This window comes from Microlunatus parietis (assembly GCF_013407955.1).
GTDB classification, from domain to species: domain Bacteria; phylum Actinomycetota; class Actinomycetes; order Propionibacteriales; family Propionibacteriaceae; genus Microlunatus; species Microlunatus parietis.
In genome coordinates, this window is record NZ_JACCBU010000001.1 from 1,376,918 (window position 1) to 1,398,868 (window position 21,951).

The 21,951-nt window shown below is 69.8% G+C and carries 18 protein-coding genes; 9 read left to right on the forward strand and 9 right to left on the reverse strand.

Annotated elements, in window-relative coordinates:
- The first annotated feature begins 3 nt into the window (after positions 1 to 3).
- Together BKA15_RS06480 and BKA15_RS06485 are read left to right on the forward strand one after the other, a co-directional pair.
- The gene (locus tag BKA15_RS06480; protein WP_179749136.1) at positions 4 to 858 is read left to right on the forward strand and encodes an HAD hydrolase family protein; all 855 of its coding nucleotides are present in this window, start codon (positions 4 to 6) and stop codon (positions 856 to 858) included.
- Entirely contained in the window at positions 855 to 2,309 is a 1,455-nt protein-coding gene (locus BKA15_RS06485; RefSeq protein ID WP_179749138.1) for an amidohydrolase, read from the forward strand. Before BKA15_RS06480 ends, BKA15_RS06485 begins: the two co-directional genes overlap by 4 nt.
- A gap of 275 nt (positions 2,310 to 2,584) precedes the next feature.
- Here the strand turns inward: BKA15_RS06485 and BKA15_RS06490 are convergent, their stop codons facing one another.
- Positions 2,585 to 3,556, reverse strand: coding sequence for a zinc-binding dehydrogenase (locus tag BKA15_RS06490; protein WP_179749140.1), 972 nt, complete (start codon positions 3,554 to 3,556; stop codon positions 2,585 to 2,587).
- Positions 3,557 to 3,662: 106 nt separating this feature from the next.
- Here BKA15_RS06490 and BKA15_RS06495 point away from each other — a divergent pair, with 106 nt between their 5' ends.
- From BKA15_RS06495 to BKA15_RS06505, 3 genes are all read left to right on the forward strand, one after another.
- Entirely contained in the window at positions 3,663 to 5,003 is a 1,341-nt protein-coding gene (locus BKA15_RS06495) for a glycosyltransferase 87 family protein (RefSeq protein ID WP_179749142.1), read from the forward strand.
- A gap of 43 nt (positions 5,004 to 5,046) precedes the next feature.
- A complete protein-coding gene (locus BKA15_RS06500; protein WP_179749144.1) occupies positions 5,047 to 7,020 on the forward strand; it encodes an LTA synthase family protein in 1,974 nt (657 codons plus the stop codon).
- A 64-nt stretch (positions 7,021 to 7,084) separates the two neighbouring features.
- Positions 7,085 to 8,575: a purine-cytosine permease family protein gene (locus BKA15_RS06505; protein ID WP_179749146.1), complete on the forward strand. Its 1,491-nt coding sequence runs from the start codon at positions 7,085 to 7,087 to the stop codon at positions 8,573 to 8,575.
- Here BKA15_RS06505 and BKA15_RS06510 read toward each other — a convergent pair.
- The 3 genes from BKA15_RS06510 to BKA15_RS06520 all read right to left on the reverse strand — a co-directional run bounded on the left by BKA15_RS06510 (position 8,572) and on the right by BKA15_RS06520 (position 10,497).
- Positions 8,572 to 9,072 (reverse strand): GNAT family N-acetyltransferase, encoded by a 501-nt coding sequence (locus BKA15_RS06510; RefSeq protein WP_179749149.1) that lies wholly within the window; start codon positions 9,070 to 9,072, stop codon positions 8,572 to 8,574. The two genes, BKA15_RS06505 and BKA15_RS06510, sit on opposite strands and share 4 nt — an antisense overlap.
- Positions 9,069 to 9,491, reverse strand: a complete 423-nt coding sequence (locus BKA15_RS06515; protein ID WP_312878849.1) for an SDR family NAD(P)-dependent oxidoreductase — start codon at positions 9,489 to 9,491, stop codon at positions 9,069 to 9,071. Before BKA15_RS06515 ends, BKA15_RS06510 begins: the two co-directional genes overlap by 4 nt.
- Before the next feature lie 91 nt (positions 9,492 to 9,582).
- The gene (locus BKA15_RS06520; RefSeq protein WP_179749151.1) at positions 9,583 to 10,497 is read right to left on the reverse strand and encodes a TIGR03560 family F420-dependent LLM class oxidoreductase; all 915 of its coding nucleotides are present in this window, start codon (positions 10,495 to 10,497) and stop codon (positions 9,583 to 9,585) included.
- Between the two features lie 93 nt (positions 10,498 to 10,590).
- Between BKA15_RS06520 and BKA15_RS06525 the strand changes: the two genes are divergently transcribed.
- Positions 10,591 to 11,241, forward strand: coding sequence for a TetR/AcrR family transcriptional regulator (locus tag BKA15_RS06525; RefSeq protein WP_179749153.1), 651 nt, complete (start codon positions 10,591 to 10,593; stop codon positions 11,239 to 11,241).
- On the opposite strand, the gene BKA15_RS06530 is transcribed toward BKA15_RS06525, so the two are convergent.
- From BKA15_RS06530 to BKA15_RS06550, 5 genes are read right to left on the reverse strand one after another with little or no spacing between them, the layout of a single operon-like run.
- Positions 11,242 to 12,726 carry a sulfatase family protein gene (locus tag BKA15_RS06530; protein ID WP_179749155.1) on the reverse strand — a complete coding sequence of 495 codons (1,485 nt, stop codon included), beginning with the start codon at positions 12,724 to 12,726 and terminating at the stop codon, positions 11,242 to 11,244.
- Positions 12,723 to 14,375 (reverse strand): alpha-L-arabinofuranosidase family protein, encoded by a 1,653-nt coding sequence (locus tag BKA15_RS06535; RefSeq protein WP_179749157.1) that lies wholly within the window; start codon positions 14,373 to 14,375, stop codon positions 12,723 to 12,725. The genes BKA15_RS06530 and BKA15_RS06535 overlap by 4 nt, the downstream gene beginning before the upstream one ends.
- 48 nt (positions 14,376 to 14,423) lie before the next feature.
- Positions 14,424 to 15,305 carry a carbohydrate ABC transporter permease gene (locus BKA15_RS06540; RefSeq protein ID WP_179749159.1) on the reverse strand — a complete coding sequence of 294 codons (882 nt, stop codon included), beginning with the start codon at positions 15,303 to 15,305 and terminating at the stop codon, positions 14,424 to 14,426.
- Positions 15,302 to 16,279 carry a carbohydrate ABC transporter permease gene (locus tag BKA15_RS06545; protein WP_218871093.1) on the reverse strand — a complete coding sequence of 326 codons (978 nt, stop codon included), beginning with the start codon at positions 16,277 to 16,279 and terminating at the stop codon, positions 15,302 to 15,304. Before BKA15_RS06545 ends, BKA15_RS06540 begins: the two co-directional genes overlap by 4 nt.
- A complete protein-coding gene (locus tag BKA15_RS06550) occupies positions 16,276 to 17,766 on the reverse strand; it encodes an ABC transporter substrate-binding protein (protein ID WP_179749161.1) in 1,491 nt (496 codons plus the stop codon). The genes BKA15_RS06545 and BKA15_RS06550 overlap by 4 nt, the downstream gene beginning before the upstream one ends.
- Positions 17,767 to 17,909: 143 nt before the next feature.
- On the opposite strand from BKA15_RS06550, the gene BKA15_RS06555 reads away from it, so the two are divergent.
- The 3 genes from BKA15_RS06555 to BKA15_RS06565 are packed head-to-tail and all read left to right on the forward strand — an operon-like array spanning position 17,910 to position 21,892.
- Positions 17,910 to 19,199 (forward strand): ROK family transcriptional regulator, encoded by a 1,290-nt coding sequence (locus tag BKA15_RS06555; protein ID WP_218871094.1) that lies wholly within the window; start codon positions 17,910 to 17,912, stop codon positions 19,197 to 19,199.
- Positions 19,196 to 20,668, forward strand: a complete 1,473-nt coding sequence (locus BKA15_RS06560) for a sulfatase family protein (protein ID WP_312878850.1) — start codon at positions 19,196 to 19,198, stop codon at positions 20,666 to 20,668. The genes BKA15_RS06555 and BKA15_RS06560 overlap by 4 nt, the downstream gene beginning before the upstream one ends.
- 45 nt (positions 20,669 to 20,713) lie before the next feature.
- Positions 20,714 to 21,892, forward strand: coding sequence for a hypothetical protein (locus BKA15_RS06565; RefSeq protein ID WP_179749163.1), 1,179 nt, complete (start codon positions 20,714 to 20,716; stop codon positions 21,890 to 21,892).
- Positions 21,893 to 21,951: the final 59 nt, after the last annotated feature.

Here is a 21,951-nt window from a genome sequence, read left to right on the forward strand (position 1 = left end):
GCGATGACCGATCTCGAACCTGGCCGCCCGCCGGCGAAGGCTCGGCACCGGGCGACGCCGCCGGCCATGATCGTCTCGGATCTCGACGGCACGTTCCTGTCCCCCGACGGCACCGTGTCCAAGATCAACTCCGACGCGGTGCTCGCGGCCCAGCGGGCCGGCATCCCGGTGATCTTCGCGACCGGACGGCCGATCCGCTGGCTGGACGTGATCAGCGACCTGCCGGGCATCCATCCGATGGTGATCGCCAGTAACGGTGCCGTCCTGTACGACGTCAGGGAGCGGCGGATCGTCCGGTCCCACACGATCGAGGGATCCCTGGCCTTGAAGGCGGTTCAGGTGCTCCGGGAGGCGCTGCCCGGATCCCGGTTCGCGTTCGAGGCCGGCGAGCGGTTCGGTTATGAGCCGGGCTATCTGCTCACCGACGACACGGTCGGGGATCCGGCCGTCACGGTCGGGGCGGCGGACGAGCTCGCGGCCGGTGGTGATCATGTCAAGGTGCTGCTGCGGCACCCGGAGAAGAGTTCGGACGAGCTGGCGATCGCGGCCACCGAGCTGGTCGGCGACCTGCTCACCGTGACCCATTCCTCGCTGCCCGGGTCGCGCCTGATCGAGATCAGCCGGCTCGGGGTCAGCAAGGCCTCGATGCTGGCCGAGGTCTGTGCCGACCTGGCCATCCCCTTGTCCGACGTCGCGGCGTTCGGCGACATGCCGAATGATCTTGACCTGCTGTCGACGGTCGGGCGTCCGCATGCGATGCGCAACGCGCACCCGCTGCTGCTCGAGTTGGACCTCGTCGTGGTGCCGAGCAACGAGGAGTCGGGCGTCGGCCGGACGATCAGCGGCTGGCTGGAGTGAGCCGGCACCCGCTGCTGCTGCGCAACGTTCGGCTGGTCGGGGCGGCGACCGGGCCGATCGACGTGGTGATCACTGACGGCCGGATCGGCGGAGACCCAGCCGGCGCCGAGGTCGTCGATCTGGACGGCCGGTTCCTGCTCCGCGGACTCTGGGACCACCACGTCCATTTCGATCACTGGGCCGCGGCCCGGCGCCGGCTCGATCTGACCGGGGCCGACTCGGCCGCCGCCGTCGTGAGCCTGGTCGCCGGACGCGCCACGGCCGAGACGACCATGATCATCGGGTACGGCTTCCGGGACGCGGGGTGGCCGGACCGGCCGACGCTGACCGCACTGGACCGGGCGGCGCCCGCGGAGTCGGTCGTGGTGCTCGCCTCGAACGACCTGCACTGCGTCTGGCTGAACACCGCCGCCTTCCGCCGGTACGGACTCGAGCCGACCCTGGACGGCGTGGTCCGCGAGACCCCGGCCTTCGCCGTGCTGCAACAGGTCCGCGACGGCGACGAGGAGCGGTCCGACGACCAGGTGGCGGAGGCGGCGCTGGCCGCTGCGGCGCGTGGTGTGGTCGGGATCGTCGAACTGGAGTTCCAGGACAATGTGAGGATCTGGTCGCGCCGGGTCGCGGCCGGGATCCGGTCGCTCCGGGTCGAGTGCGGGATCTATCCCCCGCAGCTCGCCGACGCGGCCCGGCTCGGGCTGCGGACCGGCCAGTCGCTGCCCGACGGCGACGGGTTGCTCACCCTCGGCCCGTACAAGATCATGAGCGACGGCTCGCTGAACACGCGGACGGCCGCCTGCTGGGACCGCTACCCGGAGCCGGCCGATGGCCATGATCACGGAATCCTGCAGTACGACCTCGCAACCCTGACCTCCATGATCACCGAGGCCAGGGCGGCCGGGCTGGACAGTGCGGTGCACGCGATCGGTGACCGGGCCAATTCCGTTGCCCTGAACGCTTTTCTGGCCGCCGGGTGCCCCGGCCGGATCGAGCATGCCCAGCTGATCTTGGACGAGGACCTGCCCCGGTTCGCCGAGCTGGGCGTGATCGCCAGCGTGCAACCCGATCACCTGATCACCGACCGGGCGGTCGCCGACCGGCACTGGGCCGGCCGGACCGGGCGGGCATTCCCGCTGGCCAGCCTGCTGGCGGCCGGAGCGACGTTGCGGCTCGGTTCGGACGCCCCGGTGTCACCGCTCGACCCGTGGGTCACGATCGCCGCCGCCGTGCACCGTACCGCCGGAGCCGAGCCGCCGTGGCACCCGGAGCAGCGGATCGGTGTCACCGAGGCCCTGCACGCCTCGACCGACGGCCGGGCCTTCGTGCGGCCTGGCGACCCGGCGGACCTGGTGATCACCGAGCTGGACCCGCTGACCGCCACCGCCGAGCAACTCCGCGCGATGCCGGTCTACGGCACCCTGCTCGGCGGCGCCTGGACCTACCGAGCGACCTGACCCGTCGATCCTCAGCCAGCGGCCCGGATCTCGTCGAGTGCGAGGAAGGGGACGCGTGAGGTCGATTTCATGAGTCCGTCACCTCACACTCGGTGCGCGATGCTCGTCCACGCTTCGGCGCGGCAACCCCGTCGGTCGGCCTTTGCCGCTCCGGTGCCGTCCCGCACCGACAGAACACTTCGCGCTCCCGGCCGACCCAATCGACCGGTCACTTCTGCAGCGACACGCCGCTAAAACCGCTGCTTTGGTGACCGGTCGGCGGAAAGGGGTGGGGGTTAGGTCAGGACGACTTTGCCTACGGTGCGGCGGTGTTCCAGGTCGGTGTGGGCACGAGCGGCGTCGGCCAACGGATACATGGTCAGCAGCGGGCGCCATTCGGCACGGGCGGCCCGTTGCAACGCCTCCTCGACGTACGGCCGCAAGCGGTCCAGGTCGCCGCCCGGCAGGAAGCCGAATCCCCAGGAGGCGGTGAGGCTCCGGCCGACCAGGTCGTCGGTGGTGATCTGGGTCGCCGTGCCGGAGGACCAGCCGAACATCAGGAGCCGGCCGCCCGGGGCCAGCAGATCGAAGGCTGCCCGTCCGATCGCGCCGCCGACCCCGTCGAGCACGACGGTCGGCGACTTCCGTACCCGATCGGGCCAGTCCGGCCGGCTGTAGTCGACCACCTCGTCCGGCCCCAGCTCGGCCAGGCGACGCACCTTCTCCTCGCCGCCGGCAGCGGCGATGACCGCGGCCCCGGCCGCCCTGGCTGCCTGCACCAGCAGCCAGCCGATGCCGCCGGCCGCAGCCGGGATGAGCACCGTGTCGGAAGCCGTCAGGGCTGCCGCGCTCAACACGCCGACCGTGGTCCGGCCGGTGCCCACGAGCGCCACGGCTTCCGCGCCGGTCACCGGGCCGGGCAGGGCATCGAGGTCGTACAACTTCGCGATGGTGGTGACCGCCTGCTCGGCATAACCGCCGGGGACCATGCCGAGGTGGGCGACCACTCGCCGGCCGAGCCAACGCTGCGGAACGTCCGCGCCGATCCGGTCGATCCGGCCGGCGACCTCGCGGCCCGGCACGGTGGGCAGCGACGGCGTCGCCATCGGGCCGGCGCCCTCACCCCGGCGGAGGGCCGTGTCCAGCAGATGGACACCGCTGGCCTCGACCGCGATCCTGACCTCGCCGGGTCCCGGCTCGAGGTCGGGCAGATCGTCCAGGACGAGGTTCTCGGGGGGCCCGAAGGCATGCAGTCTGATGGCTCTCATGCCGTCAACGGTGCGACCTGAAGTCGAGTTGAGGTCAACCGTGTTCCGAATCACGGCCTTGGCACCGTGCCCGCGAGCCACGCGCTCAACTGGTTAGATCGAACCCATGGGTCCGTCCACGCGTAGATCTGCGACGCCGGCGTCGAGCGCGACGAGTTCAGGCCGCCGCCGCGGCCGCTGGGCCAACCCGTTCACGGATCCGGAGCCCGGGCCGCCGCTGACGCCGCGCCGGTTGCTGGCCGGGTTCCTGATCAGCCTGCCGGCAATCCTGATCGGGCTGTACGTCGGCTCGACCACGTTCCGTGGCGGCACCCTGTTCCCGTGGGATCCGGTGATGGTGGATCTCGAGGTCTACCGGCTGGCCGGGCGCACCGTGCTCGAGGGCGGTGATCCCTATCACCTGCCCGGATCGCTGCCGTTCCTCTATCCGCCGATCGCCGCCCTGCTCGCGGTGCCGCTGGCGTTGCTGCCGCTGGCCCTGGTCGAGGTGGTCTGGACGATCGGCGGCGTGCTCGCGGTGCTGGCCGTGCTGCATCGCTTCGGCCTGTCGGGGGCTCGGTTGTCGCTGGTCGGCGCGGCGACGATCTTCGTCACCGAGCCGGTGAACCAGACCCTGAGTTTCGGCCAGGTGGGCATCTTCCTGGTGGCGCTGGTCGTGCTCGACCTGGTGCCCGGACCGCGGATCCTGCCGGGCCGCCGGCTGCTGCCGCCCGGTGTACTGACCGGGCTGGCCGCCGCCGTCAAACTCACCCCGGCGATCTTCTGGCTGATGCTGCTCGGGGCCGGGCGGCGGGGGTTGGATCCGGAGCGCCGGGCCGGCCTGGTCAGCATCGCCTCCGCGGCGGCGCTCACGCTGGCCGCCGCGGCGATTGTGCCCGCGACCTCGCTGGGCTTCTGGGGCCGGCTGGCCCGCGGCGATACCGGGCTCGGCAACAGCTTCGTGTACTTCACCAATCAGTCCGTGATGGCCGACGCGGTCCGGGTGCTCGGCATCGGCCGCGGCAGTCAACTGTTGGCGCTGGCCGCCTGCGCCGTGGTGGCGCTGCTCGGGGCGTGGGTCGGGCTGCTCTGGCACCGGCGCGGGATGACCGGGTTCGCGGTGTCGCTGTGCGGACTCGCCGGCCTGCTCGCCTCGCCGGTCTCGTGGAGCCACCACTTCGTGTGGGTGGTGCCGATCGCGCTCTGCCTGGCCGGGCCGCTGCTGCCTCGGCAGGTCGGCCGGGTGCGCGGCCTGCCGCTGTGGTTCCAGGTCCTCGGTTGGGTCTTCGTCGGCTGGGTCGTCATCGCTCCGTACAAGCAACTGCCGGGTGGCGCCGACGTCGAACTCACCTGGTCGCCGGTGCAGAACCTGATCGCCTCGACCACCGCACTGCTCGGTCTGGTGATCTTGATCACGGCCGCGTTCCTGATCTTGCGCCCGGGCGAACGGCGACCGTCAGCCGGGTGACCGCCGGGCGAACCGTTCGCGACCGGCAGGTATCGTACGAGCGATGACCGCCGAGCCGACGAGCCTTTCGACTGCCGCCGACGATCACCCGATCTCCTCCCGGATGTGGTTCCTCGATCGCCGTACCGCCTGGTATCTGGGGGCCTTGCTGATCCCCCTCGCCGGGTACGGAATCGTGCTCAAGATCATCCGGATCGCCGACCGCGGCGAACTGCCCGGACCGATCGCGCTGCTCGACCAGGTCAGCTCGGATCTCTTGTTCGGTACAGGTTTCGGGCTGGCCTGGATGGTGATCTTCGCCACCCTCGGACGGCTGCGGTTCGGCCGGCCGGTCGCCCTCGTCGGCCTGCACCTGTCCGCGATCATCGTCGCCGCGGTGACCACGGCCTTCCACGTCTACTACCTGCGTACGGGCTCACCGCTGACCCTGACGCGGCTGACGTCGGCGGTCGACTCGGCCGGCGAGATCTCCGGCCTGGTCGCCGCCGAGCTGCAGCCGACGGTCGTGATCTTGCTCCTGTCCGCGATCGGGTACGCGGTCGCCGGCCCGGCCCTGATGCTGCGACTGCTCGCCCGCCGCACCGGCACCGCGAACCCCGGCGGCGGGTCCCGGCGGCCGCCCGTGGCCGCGGCACTGCTCACCTTGGCGCTGCTGCTCGGCGCGGTCTACAGCGGGCCGTCCTCACCGAGCTACTTCTCCCGGGCGCCGGTGCTCGCGGTCGGGCTCAGCGGCCTGGAGGACCGAGCCGCGACCAGGCCGGCCGACCTGCCCGAACCGGACATGATCAGCCCTCCGGTCGGCACCAAGCTGGTGGCGGGCGCGAAGACCGAGCAGCGCAACGTGGTGATCATCACGCTCGAGTCGCAGCGGGCGATCTCCACCGCTCCGTACAGCGCGGATCCGTCGCTCACGCCGAACCTCGCCGCGCTGGCCGAGTCGAGCCTGGTCGCCGAGCAGGCGTATGCCGTGATGCCGCACACGTCGAAGTCACTGACCGCGACGTACTGCGGAATCGAGCCGCCGTTCGACACCCGGAACAGCGAGTCCGGGCTCGACGAGCCGGAGGGCCGCGGCGTCGCCGGGCGCTGCCTGCCGGACCTGCTGTCCGAGCAGGGCTACCGGACCGGCTTCTTCCAGTCGGCGACCGAGACGTACGACCAACGCCGCGAAGTGATCACGAACCAGTTCGGCTTCGACGACTTCGCCGGCACCGAGGATCTGCCGACCGACGGCTTCTCCGAGGCCAACTACTTCGGCTACGAGGACGACGTGATGCTGGCGCCGAGCCGCGACTGGATCGAGCGCGATCCCAGCCGTCCGTTCCTGCTCGGTTACCTGACCGTCACCGCCCACCACGACTACGCGATGCCGGACGGATTCGAGACCGAGCAGCTTGCCGACGATCCCGAGCTGAACGGTTATCTGAACGGGCTGCGCTATCAGGATCGCTTTGTGGGCAAGGTGATCCAGCAGTTCAAGGATCTCGACCGCTACGACGACACGATCTTCGTGATCACCGGTGATCACGGCGAGGGCTTCGGCGAGCACAAGCTGCGCCAGCACGACAACACGATCTATCAGGAGGGCGTTCAGGTCCCGTTGATCGTGCACGACCCGCAGCGGTTCGCCGGCGGTGAACGGATCACCACCCCGGTGCAGCACCCGGCGATCCTGCCGACCGTCACCGACCTGCTCGGCTACACGATCACCGGCGGCAAGTACCGGTCGGCGTCGCTGCTCAGCCGAACCGCCCGGCCGCCGGTCATGATCAGCTGCTTCGAGGAAGCCCGTTGTCTGGCCCGGATCGAGGGCTCGCTCAAGTACATCCACCACTACGGCTACCGGCCGGACGAGGTGTTCGACCTGGCCACGGACCCGGGCGAGACCAGGAACCTGGCCGAGACGATCCCCGCCGACGACCTGGCCCGGTATCGGGCCGAGGCCCTGCAGTGGCGGCGGCAGGTGGACCGGATGTACGACGACTACCGCAACCCGCCCCCGCCGCAACCGCGCTGATCACCACGCCCCCTGAGCCTGTCGAAGGGGAGCCGATCGGGTCCGCTCATGTCATGATCATGGGATGACGGAATCCGCACCATCAGATTCGGGTGGCCCGGCGGCTCCGGGCGGCCGGGCGGCTCGGGCCTTCGGTGGGATCGAGACCAACGCCCTGAACCCGATCGCCGAGGCCGAGCGGACCGGGCGTCCGCGCGGACTGTTCTGGCCGTGGTTCGGCGCGAACGTGTCCGTGTTCGGGATCAGCTACGGCGCGTTCGTGCTCGGCTTCGGCATCTCGGCCGGTCAGGCGATCGCCATCGGTGTGATCGGCATCGTCGTCTCGTTCGCCCTCTGCGGCTTCGTCTCGCTGGCCGGCAAGCGAGGGTCGGCGCCGACGATGGTGCTGACCCGGGCCGCGTTCGGGGTCCGGGGCAGCCGATTGCCCGCCGTGATCTCCTGGCTGCTCACCGTCGGCTGGGAGACCGCACTGACCTCGCTCGCCGTCCTCACCACCTCGACGGTGTTCACCGCACTCGGCTGGCACGGCGGCACGGCGACCAAGATCGTCGCGTTGATCCTGGTGGCGGCGTTGATCTTCGTCAGCGGCGTGTTCGGCTTCACGATGATCATGCGGCTCCAGGTCGTGATCACGGTCGTCACCGGCGTGCTGACCGTGGTCTATGCCGTCCTGGTGCTGAACCACGTCGATCTCGCCGCCGTCGGCTCGCTGCCGCCGGGCGCAGTACCGCAGGTGATCGGCGGGCTGGTCTTCATGATGACCGGCTTCGGGCTCGGCTGGGTCAACCTGGCCGCGGACTACTCCCGCTATCTGCCCCGCTCCGTGAACAGCGCCGCGGTGGTCGGCTGGACGACCTTCGGCGCGGCCCTGGCGCCGGTGCTGCTGTTGATCTTCGGCGTGCTGCTGGCCGGTTCGTCGCCCGCGCTCAGCGAGGGGATCGCCAGCGACCCGATCGGCGCGCTGACCACGCTGCTGCCGACCTGGTTCCTGATCCCGTTCGCGATCGTCGCCGTGCTGGGCCTGGTCGGCGGCGCGGTACTGGACATCTACTCCTCCGGCCTGGCCCTGCTCGGCGCCGGATTGAAGGCGCCGCGCTGGGTCGCCGCCGGCATCGACGGCATCCTGATGATCATCGGGTCGATCTACATCGTCTTCGTCGCCAGCGACTTCCTCGGCCCGTTCCAGGGCTTCCTGATCACGCTCGGCGTACCGGTGGCGGCCTGGTGCGGGATCATGCTCGCCGACATCGCCCTGCGCCGTACCGACTACGCCGAGGCCGACCTGTACCGGATCGACGGCCGCTACGGCGACGTCCGGCCGGTCCCGATCATCCTGATCCTCGCCGGTACGGTGCTCGGCTGGGGTCTGGTCACCAATGCCGCGGCTCCCTGGCTCGGCTGGCAGGGCTATCTGCTCGGCCCGATCGGCGGCCGCGAGGGAGACTGGGCCGGCGCCAACCTCGGCGTCGCCGCCGCCTTGATCATCGGCTTCGTCGGCTACCTGCTCCTCGCTCGCCGTACCGTCCGGAGCCAGGAGATTCCGGCCAAGGGCTAGCTGGAGCTCCCTGGTTCCGGGTGCCCCGGCACGGACCGGACCGGGCGCATCAGGGTGACCGACTCGCCCGTCGAGGCACCGCCCTCGTCACGGAATCCGAGCGACCGGTAGTAGCTGATCGCGCCGGTGTTCCGCCGCCGGATCACCGCGCGGAGGCTCCGCAGCCCGGCCCGCTCGGCGATCGCCACCGTGGCCTCGGCAAGCCGGCGGCCCACGCCGCTGCCCCGGCTCGCGGCGCTGACGAAGGTGGCGATGTCAGCGGTGCCCGCCGGGAGCTCCCGATGGAAACGCTCCAGCGCCTGGAACCCGAGGAATCGCCCATCCTCGCCGGCCGCGGCGACACAACTGATGCAGTGCGAGCCCGTGATGAACCACTCCGCGAACTCCGAACCGGAGAGCGGCGCATCGATCGCCGTCTTGTCCCCCTCCGCAATCACAGCGTTCAAGACGGCGGACAACGGCTCCGCGTCGTCGAGCTTCGCCGGACGGATGATCATCTGCCCACCCTAGGCTCCGCGGTCAGGCTGTCGCCGGAACTCCACAACTCGACCGCTGGAGCTGGATACGACCTCCAGGTCACGACTCGTGGAGCTTTGACGACACCTGCGCCGACCGGGGAGCGTCGCCAAGTCCGGTGGCGAGACGGAGGTGGTGAGCGCCGAACTCGCACGTCATGCCCCGGCTCCCCTGGGCGACACGCACCGGAGAATCGCCCCGAACGATTCGACGTCGGCGGTGTCCAGCCATAGGGCCACCGCCCGGGCCGCTCCAGCTCGACCACGACCCCGGCTGCCTCGTCGGCGTTGCCGCGATAGGTGATGATCACGTCGACTCCGTCGGCCGCCAGGGCCAGGGCCGTGGCCCGGCCGAGGCCGCGGTTGCCGCCGGTGATCAACGCGATCTTGCTGTCCGTCACGCCGATTCCGCCGTTCGCCGCTGGCGGTCCCTCCGCCGGCTCATCCCAAGCTTCGGTACGGAAGCGAGATCCAGGGATCGCCGATCCCCGGCTAGACGGCCGACTCCGGCGGCTCCCGGTTCGGCTCCACCTCGGCCAGTTCCGGTACGGCAGCGGCCAGCACCTTGATCGTTTCGGGCGTCCAGGCCTGGGACATTACCAGCCCGACGTGATCGATGCCGAGCTTCGCCTGATCACGGACCCGGCGGACGAACTCCTCGCTGGTCTCGGTCGGCCCGAGCCGCATCGCCAGCGTCTTCGTGATCTCCTGGTACGGCCGGCCGAGGTCGGCACAGTGCCGGGCCAGCACGGCGAGCTTGCGCCGCACCGTCGCTCCGCCGTCGGGGATGTCGAACAGGTTGCACGCGTCGGCGTACTTCGCCACCAGGCGCAGCGTCTTCTTCTCGCCGTCCCCGCCGATCAGGATCGGCGGATGGCCACTCAGCGGCAACGGTAGGCCGGTCGGGGCGCTCAGCCGATAGTGCTTGCCCTCGAACGGACGTTGATCACCGCGCCACATCCGCTGCGCGAGCTCGAGGGTCTCCTCCAGCCGTTCGAACCGCTCGGCGACGGGCCCCAACGGCAGGCCCATCCGGTCGGCCTCCTCGCCGTGGTAGCCGGCCCCGATGCCGAGCCAGGCCCGGCCACCGGTGAGCACGTCGAGGCTGGTCACGGCCTTGATCAACAGCGCCGGCGGCCGGAAGGTGACGGCGGTGACCATCGCTCCGAGCCGGACCCGTTCGGTCCGGGCGGCCAGGAACCCGAGTGTCGTGTACGCCTCCAGCATGTCCGTCGCGTCAGCGGAGACCGTCGGATCGGCTTGCAGCAGGTGATCCGGAACCCACAGGGTGTCGAGGCCCGCGAGGTCGGCCGCCTCGGCGACCTTGATCAAGTTGTCCCGCAGGCCGGTCGGTCCCTCCGGCCAGGTCTGGTTCGTCACGCTGATGCTGATCTTGACCCCACTCATCGTTCTCGCTCCTCGGGCTCGTCACTCTCGTACGGTAATTCTAGAGTAGCTCTAATTTTGGTGTTACGCCAAACTTGATGCTAGATTTCTGTCGTGGGACTTCGCGAGCAGAAGAAGGAACAGACCCGGACCCGGCTGATCGAGACCGCCTGGCGGCTGGCCAGCGATCGTGGTTTCGACCAGGTCACCGTGGCCGAGATCGCGCGGGCCGCCGAGGTGTCCGAGGCGACGCTGTTCAATTACTTCCGGACCAAGGAGGATCTGTTCTACGCACCGCTGGAGTCGTTCGGTGATCAACTGATCGAGGCGGTACGCGAGCGGCCCGCCGGCACCACTCCGCTCGCCGCGGCCCGCGACTTCCTGTTGCAGAGCAAGGGTCTGCTGGCCCAGCCGGAGGGCAACGCGGCCGAGGCCCGGTCCCAACTGGAGACCACGCTGCGAGTGATCAACGAGAGCCCCACTCTGCTGGCCCGGGAACAACGCGCGTTTGCGCGGTACACGGAGGACCTGGCGGGATTGCTCAACGAGGAGGACGGCGGCGCCGATCCCTTCACGGCCACGGTGATCGCCCAGGCCGTGGTCGGGGTGCACCGCAGCCTGGTCGGTTACGTCCGGCAGCGCGTGCTCGGCGGCGCGTCGTTGCGCCGGGTGGCCGGCGAGGTGCGCGACAACGGCGCCCGGTCGTTCGACCTGCTCGAGAACGGCCTGGGCGGGTATGGGGTGCGGGACGCCGCGGACTCTTGATCAGGTCGGTTCGGCCGCGCGAGCCCAGTTGTGTGGCGCCCGCAGCGGCCGGTAGCGGCCGGTGGGCAGGTCGTCGGCCACCTCGAGCCGCCAGCGCAGCAGTTCGGTGATCAACTCCGCCCGCCGGACCGCACAGTCCGGGTAGTCCCAGAGATCGTCGAGCTCGGCCGGATCACGATCCAGCCGATACAGCTCGCCGCGCCCGTCGGAGTGGAAGATGATCTTCCAATTCCCCCGGCGCAGCATCGCCGAGGTTCCGCTCTGGGTGACGGTGTTGAGGCCGTCGTAGGTCGTACCGGCATAGTCGAAGTGGAGTTCCGGCCGGGCGTCCGCCGGGTAGAACAGGCCGCCGTAGCCGCCCTCGGCGTAGATGCTGGCAAACACGTCGCCCGGATCATCACCACCGGTCAACAACGGCCAGAAACTCCGCCCCTGCACCCCGGCCGGGATCTCCGCCCCGATCGCCTCCGCCAGCGTCGGCAACACATCCACCAGACTCACCAGATGATCATCATCCACCCCGGCCCGGACGCCCGGACCCGCCACGAAGAACGGAATCCGCACCAACGCCTCCGACAGGCCGGCACCCTTGCGCTGCAACCCGTACTCCCCCACGAAGTCACCATGATCAGCCACGAACAGATACAGCGTCCGCCCCGGCGACCGCTCCTCCACCGACGTGACGAGCCGCCGCACCTGATCATCGATCAACCGCAACATCCCGCAATAGGACGCCCGATACCGCCGCCACAGGTCGTCATAATCGGGTCGCTTCTCCTCCACCAACTCCCGCAACCACTGATACGGACCGCCCTTCGCCAACGCCGCCTCCGGCCCCGCCACCCGCTCCGGCACCAACTCCGGCTCGAACAACGAGAAATACGGCTCCGGCACCTGATACGGATTGTGCGGCTCCGGGAACGACACCCAACTCAACCACGGCCGACCATGATCACCACCGTCAGCGGCCACCTGCGCCAACGCGTCGTCGACGATCCGCACCGGATACTGCACCGCCACCGGGAACGGCGTCGGCTCCAACGCCGGACCCTGATCGATCGACACCAGCCACTCGGTGAACGCCCGCTCCTGATCGGTCCGGTCGGGCGCGTGCGTATGCCCGTACGGCCCGGCCCAGTGGTCGTAGTCCTCCGGCCCCCGATACACGTGCGGCTTCCCGGCGAACGCCGTCCGATAACCGGCCGCCCGGAACACGTCGAGCAAGTCCTCGCCCCGGAACTCCTTGCGATTGTTGGAGTTCTGCCGCACCCGGTGCGCCGACGGAAACCGCCCCGACAACAGACTGGTCCGGGCCGGGACACAAGCCGGCATCGGCGTATACGCCCCGGTGAACGTCGTCCCGGACGCCGCCAACCCGTCACAGAACGGCATCGTGTCCAACCCGAACCCGGTCCCGGCGGTGAACCCGGCCCGCTGCTGATCGGTCATGATGATCATGACATTGGGCCGCTCCGCGATCGTCATAGGACCAGGGTGAGCAGGCTGATCGAGTGTGCCGGCAGGCTGATCCGGCCGTCCTCCAGGGTGACCTGGCGCGGCTCGGTCAGCACGACCCGGTCCGGGTCGCCGATCGTGTTGATCGCGAACAGGTCCGACCCGGCCGCGCCGATGGTCCGCAGTTCGGCGGAGCCGGGCACGGCGGAGACCAGTCCGTCGACGGACAGCTGGGCGGTGACGTCGGTGTCCGCGGAACGGTTGATCATCGCGACAGTGAGCCGGCCGTCCTCGGTGAGCGCGGACGACACGTCCAGATCCGGGACCGCACGCGGCAGGGTCCAGAACCGCCCGTCCGGCCGGCGATGAGCATCGGTCAGCCGGGTGTCGGCCCAGGTCGCGGCGCAGCGGGCCCGGCTCCGGGTCGGCCGGCCGCCGAAGTGGTTCTGGTAGAGGTCCCACACGTGATAGGTCGCCGTCCGCACCGACCCGTGCGGCCGGACGTTGATCAGCCCGTTGGCGTTGATCAGGTTCACCGTGTTGGCCATCGTCACCGGGACCGGCAGCTGCGCGGCCCGGTGCAGGGCGTGGAACACACCGGCGTAGAAGAGCGCGTCGGCCAGCGTGCGCGGGCTGGTCCGGTTGACCCGGGTCGGGGTCTCCTCGGTCTGTTCGGGCAGGTCCCGCGGCGCCGTGCCGCCGTCGTCGCCGGGCAGCGGCTCGGGCCAGCTGCGGGGCTCGACGTGCCGCATGTTCCATTCGTCCATGGAGATCGCCAGCGGCCGCTCGATCCGGTGCCGGGCCGCGATCCCGTGGACGTGCTGGGAGAACTCGACGATGGCCTGCTCGAAGAACAGGGCCTGACCGACGACGGCCGCGAACTCGTCCGGGCTCGGGTCGATCAGGTGCCGGCTGGCGCCGTACAGATGGAGCGAGAAGTAGTCGGCCAGCTGGCCCAGGCCCGCCACCACCGGCTCGAGCCAGGACTCCCGCTCCTGCCCGACCGCGATGAAGCTGAGGCCGGGATCGACGGTCCGCATGAACCGGGCGTGCTCCTGCGCGTCCTCGACGTAGCGCTGCGGACTGCGGTGACCCATCTGCCACCGGCCGTAGACCTCGTTGCCGAGCCCCCAGAGCCGCACCCGGTACGGATCCGGATGCCCGTCCGCCGCACGCAGCCGGGTCAGCTCGGTGTCGCCGGCGTGGTTGGTGTATTCGACCCAGCGGACCGCGTCGTCGACGCTGCGACAGGAGTGTGCGAGGTACGGTTCGGCACCGACTGCCTCGGACCAGGCCAGGAACTCCGGCGTACCGAACCGGTTCGACTCCTCCGACCCCCAGGCCAGCTCGAGCCGGCGCGGCCGCTCGTCCCGCGGGCCGACGCCGTCGCGCCACCAGTACGCCGAGGTGAAGTTGCCGCCGGGCCAGCGCAGCACCGGGACACCGAGCTGCCGGCACGCCTCCAGGACGTCGGCCCGGCAGCCCTGCAGCGGACCCGGTTCCTTGATCGACAACTCGGAGCCCTCGTCGAAGACGCCGCCCTCGATGTTGCCGTAGAAGGCCTGCTCGAGGAAGTGGCCGTAGATCTGCTGATCGATCGCCTGGTCCAGTGGCCGGGTCCCGATGTCGATGGATGCCGTGTCGATGGTCGCCGTGTCGATGGTCGCGGTGTTGATCATGCCTCCTGGGGTTGACGGCCCTTCGCCAGGCTCAGGGCACGGAAGGGTTCATTGCTTGACGGCGCCGGCGACGCTCTCGACGAACTGCCGCTGCAGCGCGACGAAGACGGCGATCACCGGGGTGAGCGAGATGACGGCACCGGCGGCGAGGCCGGGATAGTCCGTACCGTACTCGCCGACGAACGCGGTCATGCCGACCGCGAGCGTGCGCAGGTCGGGCTGGCTCAGGGTGAACACCAGCGGCAGCAGGTACGCGTTCCAGGCGCTCAGGAACTGCAGGATGATCACCGTCGCGGTGACCGGCCAGGCCAGCGGCAGGAACACCCGGAAGAAGATCGTCAGCGGCCCGGCGCCGTCGATCCGGGCGCACTCCTCGAGTTCGTTGGGCAGGCTGCGGAAGTAGCCGGCGTAGAGCAGCGTCGCCGCGACGTGCCCGCCGGCACCGAGACCGAAGATCACGCCGAGGTGGGTGTTCAGCAGGCCGAGCTGGTCGGTCAACTGGGTCACCGGGATGATCGTGTAGCCCTCGGGCAGGAAGAACGTGATCAGGAAGATCGCGATCAGTGCCTTTTTGCCGGGGAAGTCGCAGCGGCCGAGGACGTAGCCGGCCAGGGCGCTCCTGATCACGATCAGCAGCACGGTGCCGACGGTGATGATCACCGTGTTGATCATGTAGTCGGCGAACCCGACCACGGACCAGGCGCGGGCGTAGTTCTCCCACATCGGCTGGTCCGGCAGCAGCGAGAGCCCCTTGCCGAAGATCTCCGGTTGCTGCTTCAGCGACGCCGACACGAGCCAGATGAACGGATAGATCCAGATCGCGCAGAAGATCATCAGCCCGGCGCCGATCAGCCCCTTCCCCTTCGACAGACGCAGCCCCTTCGACAGCCGCGGGCCCTTCGACAGGCTCAGGGACCGATTGCGGCTCATGGCTGCCTCCGTCGGACGGCGCGGATCCCGGCGGCCTGGGCGACGGCCAGGATCACGGTCAGCAGACCGAACAGGACCGCGGCGGCGGAGGCATACCCGAGTTGCGGCACCGTCGCCTCGTAGGCCGTCCGGTAGATGAACAGCTCGATCACCTCCGAGGAGTACGCCGGGCCGCCGCCGGTCAGCGTGGTGACCAGGTCGAACACGTTCAGCGCGCCGATGATGTCGATCAAGGTGATGATCACCAGGAACGGCCGCAGCAGCGGCAGCGTGATGTGCCAGAACTCGCGCACCGGACCGGCCCGGTCGACCCGGGCCGCCTCGCCCAGCTCAGGCGGAATCGTCTGCAGCGCGGCCAGCCAGTAGATCATGGTGATGCCGAGCCACTTCCAGACCCAGACCATGACCACGGTGACCAGTGAGGTCTCGGAGTTGGCGGCGAAGTTCACCGGCGACTCCAACAGGGCCAGCTGGACCAGGGCCAGGTTCACCGGCCCGCCCGCATCCAGGATCAGGGTGAACACCACGCCGATGATCGCGCCGGTGGTGACCACGGGCAGGAAGATCAACGTCCGGAAGAAGCCGCGGAACGGGGTGCGCCGGCTGTTCAGCACCAGGGCCAGCAGCAGCGCCCCGCCGACCCGCAGCGGCACGCCGATGATCATGAAGACCAGCGAGTTCCGGAACGCGCTCCAGAACAGGTCGTCGGCCAGCAGCCGCTCGAAGTTGCCGAGTCCGATGAAGGTGCCGCGCAGGGCGAAGCCGGGCCAGTCGAGGAAGGCGTACCACCAACTGGCGACCAGCGGATAGACGGTGTAGGCGCCGTAGCCGAGCGCGGTCGGCAACAGGAAGAGGTAGATCCACCAGCTCCGCCGCAGCCTGGTCAGGAACGAGGGCCGGCCGCCACGTCCGCGGACCGGCGCGGCGGCCGGGCCGGCGTCGGAGAGCCGCGGCGTCGTCGTACCGACCGTCACTGCCGGAAGTCCTCTCCCGGCGTCCAGTCGCTGAACACCCAATCCTCGAGGCTGACCTGGGCCCCCTTGCCGGCGGCGGCCTTGACGGCCCGCTCCCGTTCCTTCGTCATCGAGTCCTGCAGGGTCTTCAGCGCGCCGGCGTAGTCCTTGGTCGCCCCGGTGAGCACCGCCTGGGCGATCGCGCCGAGGTCCGGATCGACCGGCCGCATCTCCACCAGAGCTTGGGAAACAGCCGCGTTGCGCACCTGGGGCTGCGGCGCGAACCTCACGACCTCGGCCATGTTCGCGATGTTGGCGCGGTAGGCGGGATGGACATCGGCCTCGGCCACGAGTTGATCAAGGATCGGCGGCTGGTCCATCGCACCGGCCAACTTCTTCATGAACTCCTCGTCGAGCATGGAGAACATCACCTCGGCGGCGAGCTTGGGCAGCTCGGCCTGTGCCGACACCCAGAACGTGCCGCCGGGCGGCGCGCTGTAGATCGTCGCCGGATTGCCTTCCGGGGTGGGGATCCGCCAGACGCCGATCCCCCGGTCGACCGCTTCCGGCTCCTGCACCTTCAGCCCGCCGATGTACCACGGGCCCCAGGCGAAGACCGCTGCCTCACCGGCCGCCCACCGGGACCGCGCGTCCCGCGGGCTCATCGACGGCGACGCCGGATGGATCAGCTGGTCGCGCTGCAACGACAGCAGGAACTCGAAGGCGTCCAGGTACGGCTGGCTGGCGTAGGCGTACTCGCCGGTCCGGGGATCGATCGCCCCGACCCCTCCGGCGGACATCGCGAAGCGCTCGATCTGCCCGCCCAGATAGCCGGGTTCCTTGCCGGGCAGGACCAACGGATGCACGTTGTCGGAGAGACCTTCCCGCAACGTACGCAGGGTGGCCCGGTACTCGTCCCAGCTCGGCGGCGGCTGCTCGGGATCGACGTCGGCCTCGGCCAGCGCCGCGGTGTTCAGCCACGGCGAGCTGTCGTGCCAGCGGGCGCTGAACACCGGGAACGAATAGACCTTGCCATCGACGCGGTGGATGCCGTCCAGCAACTGGTCCGCGATCGGCGAACCCTCCAGATCGACGAAGTCGCCGATCGGCTGGAACCAGCCGGCTCCGACCAGCGCGGCCGGGCTGCCGTCCAGCCCGGCCAGCGAGTGCACGTCCGGCGACTGCTTGCTCCGCCGGGCCAGCTGCAGCGCCTGGCCGAGCGCGGGCGCGTCCATCTCCCGGTGGGCGACCGTCACGCCAGGATGCGCCTGGGCGTACGGCTCGAAGAGTTCCTTGGTGAACAGCGAGGTGAGCGGCCGGAAGTGGTCCCACCACTGGACCGCGCCGGTGCTGGCGCCGCCGCCAGGTGCGGGCGACTGGGCCGGCTCCCCGCTGCCGGTGCAGCCGGCCAGGACGGACCCGGCCACGGTCGCCCCGGCCAGACCGGCCGCGGTGCCGAGCAACCGCCTGCGACTGACCCTCGGAAGGCTGCCTGGAACCTGGCTCATCGGGGGACCCCCTTGTTCATGCCGACGCCGATTCCCTCGACGGTAGGCCGGTTCTCGACTATCTGTCAATGACCTTGACATAACTTTCACCGAATTAAGATCACCGGATTGCCGGAAATGTTCGAGTGGCTTACAGTTGGCCCGTGCGCAACCACGACGGCGGGCATCCGATGCGCCGCGATCACGAGGAACGGGTGATCGCCGCCCTCCGCGACCTCGGGCCGTTGAGTCGGGCGGAGCTCGCGCAGCGGGTGGGGATCTCGCGCACGACGATGTCCGACATCACCAACCATCTGCTGAACCGGGCGATGATCGTGACGTACGAGCCGTCGGCCGAATCCGAATCGGACGGCCCTGCGCCAGGCTCGGGGCCGAGCCGGCGCGGCCGGCCGGCGTCGCGGCTGGCGCTCAACCCGCGGGCCGGGCAACTTCTCGGGATCGACTTCGGGCACCGCCGGGTCCATGTCGTCGTCGTCGATGCCGCGCACCGGATGGTGGCCTCGGAGATCCGGCGCTACCCGAGCGATTCGGACTGGCCGACCCGGGTGGCCGAGGTGCTCGAGCTGCTGCGCCAGCTCGGCCGGCGCGCGGACGTGGAGTTGTCCGGGCTGTCGGGGATCGGGGTCGGGTTCCCGGGGCCGTTCTCGCCCCGGATGCCCACCTTCGACTCGGATGATCATCCCGAGACCACGCCGAGCGAGTTCGTCCGGAACCGGCTGCGTGATCACTACCCGGTGCCGATCATGATCGACAACAACACCCGGTTGGCCGGCCTGGCCGAGGCGGTCTGGGGCGGCGCCGAGACCGACCACCTGGTCTATGTCCGGCTGTCCGACGGGATCGGCGGTGGGCTGGTGATCGGCGGCCGGCTGGTCACCGGTGCCGACGGGTTCGCCGGCGAGTTGGGCCACGTCTCGGTCCGGCTGGACGGTCCGGACTGCCGCTGCGGCAAGCGCGGCTGCCTGGAGACCATCGCCTCGGTCCCCGCGATCCTGGCCCGGTGCCAGGAACTCGGCGCCCGGGTCACCTCCCTGAGCGAGCTACGGACCGCCGTCGAGCGGGCCGACCCGTTGGTCGACCGGGTGCTCCGGGACGCCGGCGATGCCCTGGGCCGGGTGCTCGGCACGATGGCGGTCACCCTGAATCCGTCCGAGATCGTCGTCGGCGGCGAGATCGTCCAGCACGCGCCGCAACTGCTGAGCCAGGCCCAGATCATGATCAACTGGGAACTGCAGTCGATGGCGGGCTCCGAACTGCGCCTGCGGCCGGCGTCGCTCGGGGACGAGGACGGCGCGCTGGGTGCGGTCGCCGCGCTGCTGCACACCTCTCCGCTGCTCGCCAACTATCCGGTGCCCGGTACGCCATCGGACGATGATCATCGACAAGCAGAGGACCGGACCGCCCTTCGACAAGCTCAGGACAGGCTCTCGTGACCTCCAACGTGCTCTTCCTGATGACCGACCAGCACCGGGTGGACACCCTCGGCTGTTACGGCAACGCCGCGGTCGCCACGCCGAACCTGGACCGGCTCGCGGCGGGCGGGACCCGGTTCGACCACTGGTACACCCCGACCGCGATCTGCACGCCGGCGCGAGCCAGCCTGCTCACCGGCCAGGCGCCATTCCGGCACCGGCTGCTGGCCAACGCCGAACGCAACGTCGGCTACCTGGAGGATCTGCCGCCGGACAGCTTCAGCTTCTCCGCCGCCCTCCGCGAGCGCGGCTACAACTGCGGCCTGATCGGGAAGTGGCACACCGGAACCCACCGCACCGCGGCCGATTTCGGCCTCGACGGCCCCGACCTGCCCGGCTGGCACAACCCCGTTGATCATCCCGACTATCAGGCCTACCTGGCCGAGCACGGCTACCCCGAGCACAAGATCACCGACGAGATGCGCGGCACGATGCCGAACGGTCGGCCGGGCAACCTGCTGGCCGCGCGGCTGCAGCAGCCGGTCGAGGCCACCTTCGAGGCGTACCTGGCGACCCGGGCGGTCGAACTGCTGGAGCGGTACGCCGACGACGGCAAGCCGTTCTACCTGGCGTTGAACTTCTTCGGGCCGCACCTGCCGTACGTGCTGCCGGACGAGTACTTCGATCTCTATGACGCGGAAGCGATCGAGCTGCCGGCTTCGGCGGCCGAGACGTTCGAGGGGAAGCCGCCGGTGCAGCGCAACTACAGCGCGCACTGGGCGTTCGACACCATGACGGCCGAGGACAGCCGGAAGCTGATCGCCGCCTACTGGGGCTATGTGACCATGATCGACGAGCAGCTCGGCCGGGTGCTGGACGCGCTGGACCGGCTCGGGCTCGATCAGGAGACCGCCGTCTTCTTCACCGCTGATCATGGTGAGTTCACCGGCGCGCACCGGCTGCACGACAAGGGGCCGGCGATGTATGAGGACATCTACCGGACGCCGGGACTGGTCAGGGTCCCGGGCGCGCCGGCCGGTCAGGTCCGCGACGAGTTCGTCAGCCTGACCGACTGCACCGCGACGATCCTCGAGCTGGCCGGCTGCGACCCGGCACCGGCGGTCGACTCGCGAAGCCTGCTGCCGCTGGTCCGCGGCGAGTCCCCGGCCTGGGACGACCACGTCGTGTGTGAGTTCCACGGTCACCATTTCCCTTATCCGCAACGGATGCTGCGCACCGACCGGTACAAGTTGGTGATCAATCCGGACTCCGTGAACGAGCTGTACGACCTCGCCGCGGACCCGGACGAGCTGCGCAACGCCTACGACGACCCCGCCCTCGCGACCATCCGGGACGAGCTGACCGCGCGGCTGTACCGGCTGCTCCGGGATCGCGGCGACAACTTCCACCACTGGATGACCTCGATGTATCCGATCGGCGACGACGTCCGGGAGAACCCGTCGGCGAGCCGGATGGAGACGACGCCGTAGCCGCACCACTTCCATGATCGTGAAGCGAGCAAAGGAGCCATCTTCATGCCCACCCCACGAACCCTGACGATCCTCACCGCGGTCGCACTGGCCCTGGCCTCGAGCCTGGGCTCCGGCCCGGCCGCGGCTGCCGGGCCGGATGATCACCGAGCCGCCGCCCGCGATCCGCAGGGAGCACTCGGCGCGAACTTCAACGAACGACTGGCCCTGTTGAACTTCGACGAACTGGAGCTCGGCCGCACCCAGTGGGTGCGCGGCTTCTACGCGATGCCCTGGGCCGATGATCAGCCGCCGGCCGACGACCCCGGGATCCGCAACCTGCTGGCGGCCCGCGATCGCGGCTACGGGACCGTACTCTCCTTGAAGTTCCCGTTCGGCAACCAGGCCTTCCCACGTCCCGGCACCCCCGAGATGGCCAGGGAGAAGGCCCGGGTGGCCAAGCTGCTCGACACGATGATGGGCCGGGTCGACATCATGATCATCGGCAACGAGCCGTTCATCGAGAGCCGGCCGGAGGACCGCAACGAGACGCTGAACGCGTTCTACGAGGAGATCGCCCGGCAGGTGATCAACTACCGGCGCAACGAGTGTGGGCCGGACTGTCCGACCCAGCTCTACTACGGCGCGCTGAACAACCTGCAGAAGCCCGAGCAGCAGACGCCGGCCACCGACCGCTGGGTACGGTTCGCGGCGAGCCAGCCGGACCTGCTCGGCGTCGACATCCACCCGCACATCCCGCGGATCGAGGACTCCCGCCCGTTCGTCGACTACGTGCTGGCCCGGCTCCGGCCCGACCAGCGGTTCCTCGCCACCGAGTTCTCGCTGGTGCACCACTGGAAGGCGCATCTGAACGACGACGCCCCGGCGGACTTCCTGCAGCGGCACGGAATGCCGGCCGGGCTGAAGGTCTGGCAGGTGATCGGACTCGCGATCGAGGACCCGTTCCCGCAGGCGAAGTGGAACGACTTCCTCTCCTCCAGCCCGTGGTACGAGACCAGGAAGAACTACATCTGCAACCAGCTGGCGATCTTCCGCGACACCGGCCGGTTCGCGCTCGGCACCTACGGCTACAAGCAGGGACCGGAGATGGCCGAGAACTGGGGACCGGACAAGGCGCCGTGGCTGCTCAACAGCGTGTTCGCCCCGGAGACCGTACGCACCTGCGAGGACGGCACCACCGGCCGCGGCTACGCCTGGATCGGCAACTTCCACCGTTGCGGCTGACCCGGGGCGGTTCCGGCGGTACGGTGCATCCGAACGCACCGCATCCGTCCTGGGAGGAT

Excerpts from the sequence above, each read along its gene's own strand:
- BKA15_RS06535 (WP_179749157.1), bottom strand. The coding sequence starts at position 14,375 with ATGATCAACACCGCGACCATCGACACGGCGACCATCGACACGGCATCC.
- BKA15_RS06530 (WP_179749155.1), bottom strand. The coding sequence starts at position 12,726 with ATGACGATCGCGGAGCGGCCCAATGTCATGATCATCATGACCGATCAG.
- BKA15_RS06540 (WP_179749159.1), bottom strand. The coding sequence starts at position 15,305 with ATGAGCCGCAATCGGTCCCTGAGCCTGTCGAAGGGCCCGCGGCTGTCG.
- BKA15_RS06495 (WP_179749142.1), top strand. The coding sequence starts at position 3,663 with ATGGGTCCGTCCACGCGTAGATCTGCGACGCCGGCGTCGAGCGCGACG.
- BKA15_RS06520 (WP_179749151.1), bottom strand. The coding sequence starts at position 10,497 with ATGAGTGGGGTCAAGATCAGCATCAGCGTGACGAACCAGACCTGGCCG.
- BKA15_RS06490 (WP_179749140.1), bottom strand. The coding sequence starts at position 3,556 with ATGAGAGCCATCAGACTGCATGCCTTCGGGCCCCCCGAGAACCTCGTC.
- BKA15_RS06565 (WP_179749163.1), top strand. The coding sequence starts at position 20,714 with ATGCCCACCCCACGAACCCTGACGATCCTCACCGCGGTCGCACTGGCC.
- BKA15_RS06510 (WP_179749149.1), bottom strand. The coding sequence starts at position 9,072 with ATGATCATCCGTCCGGCGAAGCTCGACGACGCGGAGCCGTTGTCCGCC.
- BKA15_RS06480 (WP_179749136.1), top strand. The coding sequence starts at position 4 with ATGACCGATCTCGAACCTGGCCGCCCGCCGGCGAAGGCTCGGCACCGG.
- BKA15_RS06505 (WP_179749146.1), top strand. The coding sequence starts at position 7,085 with ATGACGGAATCCGCACCATCAGATTCGGGTGGCCCGGCGGCTCCGGGC.
- BKA15_RS06550 (WP_179749161.1), bottom strand. The coding sequence starts at position 17,766 with ATGAGCCAGGTTCCAGGCAGCCTTCCGAGGGTCAGTCGCAGGCGGTTG.
- BKA15_RS06500 (WP_179749144.1), top strand. The coding sequence starts at position 5,047 with ATGACCGCCGAGCCGACGAGCCTTTCGACTGCCGCCGACGATCACCCG.